This is a genomic window from Winogradskyella pacifica (assembly GCF_003386275.1).
Classification (GTDB): Bacteria; Bacteroidota; Bacteroidia; order Flavobacteriales; family Flavobacteriaceae; genus Winogradskyella; species Winogradskyella pacifica.
Genome location: NZ_QREI01000031.1, coordinates 1 through 2,071 on the forward strand (window position 1 = coordinate 1; position 2,071 = coordinate 2,071).

Consider the following 2,071-nt stretch of genomic DNA (forward strand, 5'->3'; position numbering starts at 1 on the left):
GACTCGTACGTGTAAGGGATCACTAATCTAAAACACGTTATAGTTCTCCTCTTTTTCTATATAAAGATATTTATTACAAACTAAAGAAACACGTTGGCAATAATTATGAAAAACATTAGTTACATATTAATTACATTAGTATTTTGGACTTGCCAAGGTCAAAATAAAGATACACAAAAAACAGTAATTAAGGATTTAATCTCTAATTCTGAAAAAAAAAATAATAATATAAAAGTATTATTTTCAGCATATTCTACAGCCGAAAAAGGACTTAATTATCGTAAAGAGCCGGATATAAATTCTGAAATTCTTGGTAAGTTTAATTACGGAACTAAAGTAGATGTTGTTGATGATAGTAATCGCTCATTATTTTGGGTTGATGATTTAGAACGTGGCAGTTTATATGGAACATGGGTTGGGATATACAAAGATTCTTCTATTGTCTACGTTTTTAATGCTTACTTATATAATTCTTCCCCAGAAATTGAAAAAAATATTAAATTAGTAAATAATAAGCTAGAAGTCGTATATAGTGAATCAGAAAATATTGATTCAAATCAAAAAATAACAATTGAAAAACATATTCAAACTTCAAATAATTTAGCAGATTATATAATAATAAAACTCATTGAAGAAGATAAAACAATTTTTGAACACAAAATAAACTATCTGTTTAAGGAATACTACACTTTAACAAAAGTCAAAGATAAAATTCCAACATATAATTATTTAACAATTTTCGATGAATGTCCAAGTAGGGAATACAAACAAACATTTACCATCAAAGGAAATAAAATCCTAAAAATAAGTGATGAATATTTTGAAGCAGATGAAGATTAAAAATATAGAAACCACTTTAAAATGAAACAAACTATACATTTTTTTTATCGCTTTTTATCACTACCAATACTATTGATAATTATTTCATCATTAATAGGCTCACTGCTAACTGTAGTTCACAAAGAAAAAGACAGCAACATATTCATCTTTCTATCAATAATTTGTTTAGTAATAGTCGGATGGTTAATATTTATGATTTACGAACTTATAAGATTTCATAAAAAAAAATCTATAGGATTGAGAAATATCAATATTGCTGTTCTATTTACTTATACTCTTTTAATTTATGGAATTTACTATTTATTTTTCGCACAATATTTAATATACAGTGAAAAAAGTCCTGACAATAATTATAAACTAGAGGTTTATGAAGAATCAAGACTAAAACTGTTCTCAATAGCTGGAGACGGAAGTTCACGTATTATCCATTTAAAATTATACGATAAAAACGAAAAATTAATAAAAGAAAGTTATAAAGATTGTTTGACTTGGGGTTTCGAAAATAAAGTATATTGGAAATTAGAATCTCAATTAGTTAGTTTTTCTAGCGAATGTTTTTTAAGCATTCCGAAAAAGAACAAGCAAAAATAACTATTGCCAACACCGTGTATAATTAATGGCTAGTCCTCGCCTATTTACGAAAACCCTCGCGGATTTTCTATTAGGTTTTTATTTACTAAATTAGGTGCTTGAAAACGCCACAAATCATACACAAAAACGTTGTATGCAATTTGAGAAATGAAACGTAAAACTATAATATTTAGTGGAATAATATTAATTCTAATCGGAATTGGATTCTGGTATTACGGATTTTTCAACCGATTTAATTACTTAACTGCAAAATCTGACATTGCGAACAACACACCTTACAGAGTATTAGTTGGAGAATCATTGATTACACCAATAGATATGAATTTAATAAGTCAGAAATATGGATTTATGAATGTCGGATTTGGATGTATTGTAAGCGGAATAGAAGAAAACGGAATTTCAATGTATAATACTGAAATTGATAAATATTTGACCGAAATAAACGGAACTGACTGGAAAGTAAAATACCTAAAAGAAATTGACTCACTGACTGAATTAAAACAACGTGAGTGGAAAGAACAATTTGAATAAAAAAAACTGCATACAACAAAGTACTGTGGCAAAAAACAAGTAAAAACTCATTAATTTTTCACTAAAGTACTTTTATAATTTCCATCATATATTAATCCCGATTTAGCTA

At 26.9% G+C, this 2,071-nt stretch carries 3 protein-coding genes; all 3 read left to right on the forward strand.

Going from position 1 to position 2,071, the window contains the following annotated elements; genetic code table 11:
- The first annotated feature begins 105 nt into the window (after nucleotides 1-105).
- The 3 genes from DFQ09_RS18600 to DFQ09_RS18610 all read left to right on the forward strand — a co-directional run bounded on the left by DFQ09_RS18600 (nucleotide 106) and on the right by DFQ09_RS18610 (nucleotide 1,962).
- On the forward strand, nucleotides 106-840 hold the full coding sequence (locus tag DFQ09_RS18600) for an SH3 domain-containing protein (protein WP_115813120.1): 735 nt from the start codon (nucleotides 106-108) through the stop codon (nucleotides 838-840).
- A gap of 21 nt (nucleotides 841-861) precedes the next feature.
- Nucleotides 862-1,431, forward strand: a complete 570-nt coding sequence (locus DFQ09_RS18605; protein WP_147298383.1) for a hypothetical protein — start codon at nucleotides 862-864, stop codon at nucleotides 1,429-1,431.
- Between the two features lie 147 nt (nucleotides 1,432-1,578).
- Nucleotides 1,579-1,962, forward strand: coding sequence for an FEKKY domain-containing protein (locus DFQ09_RS18610; protein WP_115813124.1), 384 nt, complete (start codon nucleotides 1,579-1,581; stop codon nucleotides 1,960-1,962).
- The last annotated feature ends 109 nt before the right edge of the window (nucleotides 1,963-2,071 follow it).